Here is a 6963-nt window from a genome sequence, read left to right on the forward strand (position 1 = left end):
CCGGATGGGTCATCCTGTGTGCCAGTGTAACCCCGAGGATCCCCGATGAAGAAGTCTCTCCGCGCCTTCTGGTTATTGATTCTATTGCCTTTTGGTCTGGTGCAGGCGGCTGAGTTCAAGCTCACGGGCCGCACCACCTGGCAGCTTGGCCAGTTGATGGTCAACGGCATTCCCTTCGTGATCGATGAGCGCACCCGCTTCAAGGATGGTTTGGATGAGGACGATCTCGGCGGGACCTGGGTCGATCTGGAAGGGGTCGTGCAGGAGACGGCGGCAGGGGCGCGGCGGCTCGTTCGCGAGGTGGAGGCGCTGGAAGAGGAGGACGAGATGGAACTGGAAGGGCCGGTGGAAGGGGGGCGGATCTGGGGTTATGTCACCTCGGATGGGAGCCTCTCCCCGTTCGAGGGACGCTGGCTGGAGCTGGAGTGCAAGTTTGACGGCATGCGCCTGAGCCAGTGCCGGGAGGATGACTGACCGGTCAGGGCGGACCGGGAAAAATTGCCCGTCCGGGGCCATAGTTAAACCTCACCCCGTGACCCCGGACCGTCTGCCATGACCCGAACCGCACTCTGCCTGCTGCTGTTGCCCTTCTGCACCCTTGCCGACGACGCCGAGCTCTGGCTGGTGGAGCTGGAGCACAACGACGGGGTGCGCCTGCAATTCCAGGGGGCTGAGCTGGAGCTCGGCAGTGCCGAACTGCACGGCGTGGCGCAGCCGGACGGGCTAGTGCCCGGCATGCACCTCGCGATCCAGAGCCGCTACGGCGTCGCCGAGACGATCCGGGTGCTCGACGGGGCGCCGGATCCGGCGCTCGGGGCCAGTTGGCGGCGGGCGGAGGATCGACTGCTCACCCATAATCAGCAGGCATTGCTGCTACAGGATCTCGGTGCGCTGGTGTTTGATGCTGACACTCGCTGGATCAACGGCAGCACCGCCGATCTGCAACCGGGTCGCCGCCTGGTGCTGAGCCGGGATGAAGAGGGCCGCCTCACCGATATCCTCATTCCTGACCCCGAGGATCCCCTCGACGCCGAAGAATGAGACCTCTCTCCCTTTCCCCTTGTTAATGGCTTGTACTTTAAATTTCCCCACTTATACTGGCGCACATCTTGTCGGAGTGCTGACCGTCGAACGACGCTAAGCTGAGACCGTTAATTCGGGATCCGTGGAACCTGATCAGGTTAAGACCTGCGAAGGGAAACAAGGGTAACTTGCGGGTTACCGCGCCGGGGCAAACCCTCGCTCATCAGGAGCAGGGCCCCACCCATCAAGGGTTTCGCCCGCGATGGCTACAGGCGCACAGGGGGAAGTTGTCCCGTCCGGTTGTCCTTAGGGCGCCGGGTTTCCAGACTAGGGAAACACCGGGACGGCAGAGCAGGGAAGATCCATGCCCGGCTCACTCCCCCGAGCACACCCCGCCGCAAGTTCATCTTCTCCTCGAACTCCAGACAAGCAAACACCCATAACTTCAACCAGTTAATGTGAGTTTTGCTATGTCTACCAATGTTTCTGATACCACCAAATCCAGCCGCCGCGAGCAGCGCTCCAGCGCCCAGACCTTTATCGACAACCTCAAGGGGATGGCTCACCCCAACTCCCGCCGCATCTTTATCCAGGGTTCTCGCCCTGACATCCGGGTGCCTTTGCGGGAAATCCAGCTGGCCGACACCTTCGTCGGCGGCACCAAGGACGCTCCCCAGTTCGAGCCCAACGAGCCGGTGCCGGTTTACGATACCTCGGGCCCCTATGGGGAAGAGGCCGCCCCCATCGACGTGCGCCGCGGTCTGCCGCGCCTGCGGGAGAATTGGGTGCTGGAGCGTGCTGACACCGACGCGCTGGACGGGCTGAGCTCCACCTTCACTCAGGAGCGGCTGGCGGACGAGGGGCTGGATCACCTGCGTTTCGAACATTTGCCGAGCGCCCGCCGCGCCAAGCCGGGCCGCCGGGTCACCCAGCTGCACTATGCCCGCCAAGGCATCGTCACCCCCGAGATGGAATTTATCGCCATTCGCGAGAACATGGGCCGCGAGCGGGTGCGCTCCGAGCTCCTGCGCACCCAGCACCCGGGTCAGGGCTTTGGCGCCAGACTGCCCCAGAACATCACCCCCGAGTTCGTGCGCGATGAGGTGGCCGCCGGTCGCGCCATCATCCCCAGCAACATCAACCACCCGGAAGCGGAGCCCATGATCATCGGCCGCAACTTCCTGGTGAAGATCAACGCCAACATCGGCAACTCGGCGGTCACTTCCAGCATCGAAGAGGAAGTGGAGAAGCTGGTGTGGTCCACCCGCTGGGGCGCCGATACCGTGATGGATCTCTCCACCGGCCGCTACATCCACGAGACCCGCGAGTGGATCCTGCGCAACAGCCCGGTGCCCATCGGTACCGTGCCCATCTATCAGGCGCTGGAGAAGACCAACGGCATCGCCGAAGACCTCACCTGGGAGCTGTTCCGCGACACCCTGCTGGAGCAGGCCGAGCAGGGGGTGGACTACTTCACCATCCACGCCGGCGTCTTGCTGCGCTTCGTGCCCATGACCGCCAAGCGCCTCACCGGCATCGTCTCCCGTGGTGGCAGCATCATGGCCAAGTGGTGCCTGTCGCACCACAAGGAGAACTTCCTCTACGAGCACTTCCGCGAGATCTGCGAGATCTGCGCCGCCTACGACGTCAGTCTGTCGCTGGGGGACGGTCTGCGTCCGGGCTCCGTCTATGACGCCAACGACGAGGCCCAGTTCGCCGAGCTGCGCACCCTGGGCGAGCTCACCAAAATTGCCTGGGAATACGACGTGCAGGTGATGATCGAGGGCCCCGGCCACGTGCCCATGCACATGATCGAGCGCAACATGACCGAGCAGCTCGAGCACTGCCACGAGGCGCCCTTCTATACCCTGGGCCCGCTCACCACCGACATTGCCCCGGGGTACGATCACTTCACCTCCGGCATCGGCGCCGCGCTCATCGGCTGGTACGGCTGCGCCATGCTCTGCTACGTGACTCCCAAGGAGCACCTGGGCCTGCCCAACAAGGAGGACGTGAAGCAGGGGCTCATTACCTACAAGATCGCCGCCCACGCGGCTGACCTTGCCAAGGGCCACCCGGGCGCCCAGATCCGCGACAACGCCATGTCCAAGGCGCGCTTCGAGTTCCGCTGGGAGGATCAATTCAACCTGGCCCTCGACCCCGACACCGCCCGCGCCTACCACGACGAGACCCTGCCTCAGGAGTCCGGCAAAGTGGCACACTTCTGCTCCATGTGCGGGCCCAAGTTCTGCTCCATGAAGATCACCCAGGACGTGCGCGATTATGCGGCGAAATTGGAAGCCGTGGAGATCAAGCTGGTCGGCATGGACGGTCAGCAGGAGCGGGTGGTGGCCGAGGTGGAGAGCGGCATGGCCCGCATGGCAGAAACCTTCAAGGAGACCGGCGGCGAGATCTACCATCAGGCGGCGACCCTGAAGCAGGCCGCAGGGGAGGAGGCGTGAGCAGCGAGCGCGGGGCTGTCAGCCCCGCCGACCTGTCCGCCGTGACGCAGGCCCGCCCCGTGGTCTGGACCATCGCCGGGTCCGACTCCGGCGGCGGGGCCGGCATTCAGGCCGACTTGCACACGATGCATGACCTCGGCGTGCACGGCTGCTCCGTCATCTCCGCCATCACGGCCCAGAACTCGGTGGCGGTGAAGATGGTCGACCCCGTGCTGATGCAGACCTTCGCCGCCCAGATCGATGCCCTGGGGCTGGATCTGCCACCCGCCGCCATCAAGATCGGCTTGCTGCCGACCCGGCTGCATGTGGAGGTGCTGGCGCGGCGGCTCGATACGATAGGCGCCCCCTTTGTGGTCTACGATCCGGTGGCCATCGCCAGCACCGGTACCCCCATGGCGGAGCCCGGCATGCTGGTGGCGGTGCGCGAGCACCTGCTGCCACGTCTGTCGCTCATCACCCCCAACGGTCCCGAGCTGGAAGCCCTGACCGGCCTGCCCGCCACCAGTCCCGAGCTGGTGCGCCTCGCCGCCCGGCGGCTGCGCGAACTCGGCGCCCGCGCCGTGCTGGTCAAGGGGGGCCACCTTGAATGGGGCGGGGATCTCTGCCTCGATTACTACCAGGATGGGAGCCGCGAATTCTGGCTCGCCGCGCCGCGCCTCGATACCCGCCACGGTCACGGCACCGGTTGCGCTTACGCCAGCGCCATCGCCGCCGTGGTGGCGCAGGACTATCCGGTGGAGGACGCCATCACCCTGGCGCGCGCCTACTTGCAACAGGGCTTGGCGGCGGCGCAAGGGGTGGGGGCAGGCCCGGGGCCCATCGCCCATCTCGGCTGGCCTGCCGATCTGGCCCACTTCCCCCGTGCCGTGCTGGCAGGCTCACCGCTCGATCGCCGCTTTGGATTGTATGAAGCGAGCAGCGCCCGTCTGCCGCAGGGCCCCTTTGCGCCGACCGAACACCACCTCGGCCTCTATCCGGTGGTGGACTCGGTCAAGTGGCTCAAACGCCTGCTGGGGGCCGGGGTCAAGACCATCCAGCTGCGGATCAAGAATCTGCCCGCCACAGAGGTGGCGCCGGCCATTCGCGATGCGGTCGCGCTCGGTCGCCGCCATGGGGCGCGGCTCTTTATCAACGACTACTGGCAGCAGGCCATCGAGGCGGGTGCCTGGGGCGTGCATCTGGGGCAGGAGGATATGGAGACCGCCGATCTCGCCGCCATTCAGGCGGCGGGGCTGCGTCTTGGCATCTCCACCCACGGCTACTTCGAGCTGATGCGGGCCCGCGAGCTTGCCCCCTCCTATATCGCGCTGGGCCATATCTTCCCGACCAACACCAAAGCGATGCCTTCGCGCCCCCAGGGGCTGGCGCGGCTGCACCACTACCGCGCCCTGATGGGCGACTGGCCGACGGTGGCCATCGGTGGCATCAGCGAGGAGCGGGTGGCGGCGGTCAAGGCAAGCGGGGTCGGCAGCATTGCGCTGGTCTCGGCCATCACGGCGAGCGATGACTGGCTGGGAGCGACCGAGCGGCTGCTCGCTGCCGTGGGGGCGGGGGATGAACCGCGCTCGGCCTGCGTGATACGGGAGGCAGAACATGCGCTCTGATGCCGCTTCTCTTAGTGACAAAGAGTACCTGCGCTACGGCCGCCAGCTGATGCTGGCGGAAGTGGGGGAAGCAGGTCAGGCGCGGCTGAAAGATAAATCCGTGCTGATCGTGGGCCTCGGCGGGCTCGGCTCGCCGCTCGCCCTCTATCTCGCCGGGGCCGGGGTAGGCACCCTCTGGCTGGCCGATGGCGACACGGTGGATTCCAGCAACCTGCCGCGCCAGATCCTGTTCGATAGCGAGGCGGTCAACCACTCCAAGGCGGAGCTGGCCCGCGAGCGCTTGGCGGCCCACAACCCGCTGGTGGAGCTGATTGCCATCAACCAGCGGCTCGATGCCGCCAGCCTGCCGGAGTTTGTGACCGAGGTGGATCTGGTGATCGACTGCTGCGACAACCTCGCCACCCGCCAGGCCATCAACGCCGCCTGCGTGGCCCAGGGCAAGCCCTGGGTCTGTGCCGCCGCAGTGGGCTGGCAGGGGCAGCTGATGGTGCGCACCAGCAGCGATCACGCCTGCTACGCCTGCCTCTATCCGCTGGATACCGAGATCAGGGAAAGCTGCGAGACCAGCGGCGTCACCGGCCCGCTGGTCGGGGTGATGGGCTCTTTGCAGGCGCTGGAGGCACTGAAACTGCTGCTCGGAATGCCAAGCCCGGTCGCGGGCACTCTGCGCCGCTTCGATGCGTTGACCCATCAGTGGCAGACCCTCACGCTGGCTCCCGACCCCGATTGCCCGGTTTGCGGCAGCACCCACCCGGCTCAGGAGAATTAACCATGAAGATCCGATTGAACGATATCGAGCTGACGCTGCCCACCGGCCAGCGCCTGACTGAGCTGCTGGCGGTGCAGGAGATTCCCCCTCAGGGGGTAGCGGTGGCCCTTAACGGCGCCGTGCTGCCCCGTGGCCGCTGGGCCGAGACCCGTCTCAATGACGGGGACGAACTCCACCTCTTCACCGCCATTGCCGGAGGCTGACCCATGATGCTCGCAGTCCCATCTTCGCGTGTTCTGCCTTGCGGCGGGGCCTCATCTCTTCTTATCGCAGTGGCCGGAGGCTGACATGCTCAAGATTGCCGATCACACCTTCTCTTCGCACCTCTTCACCGGCACCGGCAAGTTTGCCCGCCCGGAACTGATGGCCGCCGCCATCGAGGCGAGCGGCTCCCAACTGGTCACCATGGCCATCAAGCGGCTCGAACCGGGCAAGGACCACGACGATATCCTGAGCCCGCTCCTGAAACTCGGGGTCAAGTTGTTGCCCAACACCTCGGGGGCCAAGACCGCTGCTGAGGCGGTATTTGCCGCCCACCTGGCCCGCGAGGCGCTGGGGACGAACTGGCTCAAGCTCGAGATCCACCCCGACCCGCGTTACCTCCTGCCCGATCCCATCGAGACGTTGAAAGCCGCCGAGCTGCTGGTGAAAGAGGGCTTTGTGGTGCTGCCCTACTGCGGTGCCGACCCCGTGCTGTGCAAGCGGCTCGAAGAGGTGGGTTGCGCTGCCGTGATGCCGCTGGGCGCCCCCATCGGCTCCAATCAGGGGCTGGTGACCCGGGAGTTTCTCTCCATCATCGTCGAGCAAGCCAATGTGCCCGTGGTGGTGGATGCGGGCATAGGTGCGCCGAGCCATGCGGCCGCCGCCTTTGAGCTGGGGGCCGATGCCGTGCTGGTCAACACCGCCATCGCGGTGAGCGGCGACCCGGTCGCCATGGGCCGCGCCTTTGCGCTGGCCTGCACTGCCGGGCGCAGCGCCTATGAAGCAGGTCTCGGCGCCCGCGCCCTGCAGGCCCAAGCCTCCAGCCCGCTCACCGATTTTCTGGGGGCGTTATGAGTCAGCATGCCAATGACCCCACCCCGACCCTCCCCTTGCCAGGGGAGGG

At 66.0% G+C, this 6963-nt stretch carries 7 protein-coding genes and 1 riboswitch; all 7 genes read left to right on the forward strand.

Features of this window, described 5'->3' with window-relative positions; all coding sequences use genetic code 11:
- Positions 1-45 precede the first annotated feature (45 nt).
- The 7 genes from AB5Y50_RS07445 to AB5Y50_RS07475 all read left to right on the forward strand — a co-directional run bounded on the left by AB5Y50_RS07445 (position 46) and on the right by AB5Y50_RS07475 (position 6914).
- Positions 46-474, forward strand: a complete 429-nt coding sequence (locus AB5Y50_RS07445) for a hypothetical protein (protein WP_039040447.1) — start codon at positions 46-48, stop codon at positions 472-474.
- A gap of 78 nt (positions 475-552) precedes the next feature.
- Positions 553-1041 (forward strand): hypothetical protein, encoded by a 489-nt coding sequence (locus tag AB5Y50_RS07450; RefSeq protein ID WP_049637285.1) that lies wholly within the window; start codon positions 553-555, stop codon positions 1039-1041.
- Positions 1042-1103: 62 nt separating this feature from the next.
- A riboswitch (TPP riboswitch) is annotated at positions 1104-1217 on the forward strand.
- A gap of 276 nt (positions 1218-1493) precedes the next feature.
- Entirely contained in the window at positions 1494-3485 is a 1992-nt protein-coding gene (gene thiC / locus AB5Y50_RS07455; RefSeq protein ID WP_049637284.1) for a phosphomethylpyrimidine synthase ThiC, read from the forward strand.
- Entirely contained in the window at positions 3482-5089 is a 1608-nt protein-coding gene (gene thiE / locus AB5Y50_RS07460; RefSeq protein WP_049637283.1) for a thiamine phosphate synthase, read from the forward strand. The genes thiC and thiE overlap by 4 nt, the downstream gene beginning before the upstream one ends.
- Positions 5079-5858, forward strand: a complete 780-nt coding sequence (locus tag AB5Y50_RS07465; protein WP_049637282.1) for a HesA/MoeB/ThiF family protein — start codon at positions 5079-5081, stop codon at positions 5856-5858. Before thiE ends, AB5Y50_RS07465 begins: the two co-directional genes overlap by 11 nt.
- A 2-nt stretch (positions 5859-5860) precedes the next feature.
- Positions 5861-6061, forward strand: coding sequence for a sulfur carrier protein ThiS (thiS, locus tag AB5Y50_RS07470; RefSeq protein ID WP_039040452.1), 201 nt, complete (start codon positions 5861-5863; stop codon positions 6059-6061).
- A gap of 85 nt (positions 6062-6146) precedes the next feature.
- Positions 6147-6914: a thiazole synthase gene (locus AB5Y50_RS07475; RefSeq protein WP_049637281.1), complete on the forward strand. Its 768-nt coding sequence runs from the start codon at positions 6147-6149 to the stop codon at positions 6912-6914.
- Positions 6915-6963 lie beyond the last annotated feature (49 nt).

This window comes from Aeromonas sp. s6 (assembly GCF_040907815.1).
GTDB classification, from domain to species: domain Bacteria; phylum Pseudomonadota; class Gammaproteobacteria; order Enterobacterales; family Aeromonadaceae; genus Aeromonas; species Aeromonas caviae.

Bases quoted from the DNA above. Each gene is read 5' to 3' on its own strand.
- AB5Y50_RS07445 (WP_039040447.1), top strand. From the start codon at position 46: ATGAAGAAGTCTCTCCGCGCCTTCTGGTTATTGATTCTATTGCCTTTT.
- thiS (WP_039040452.1), top strand. From the start codon at position 5,861: ATGAAGATCCGATTGAACGATATCGAGCTGACGCTGCCCACCGGCCAG.
- AB5Y50_RS07475 (WP_049637281.1), top strand. From the start codon at position 6,147: ATGCTCAAGATTGCCGATCACACCTTCTCTTCGCACCTCTTCACCGGC.
- AB5Y50_RS07450 (WP_049637285.1), top strand. From the start codon at position 553: ATGACCCGAACCGCACTCTGCCTGCTGCTGTTGCCCTTCTGCACCCTT.
- thiC (WP_049637284.1), top strand. From the start codon at position 1,494: ATGTCTACCAATGTTTCTGATACCACCAAATCCAGCCGCCGCGAGCAG.
- AB5Y50_RS07465 (WP_049637282.1), top strand. From the start codon at position 5,079: ATGCGCTCTGATGCCGCTTCTCTTAGTGACAAAGAGTACCTGCGCTAC.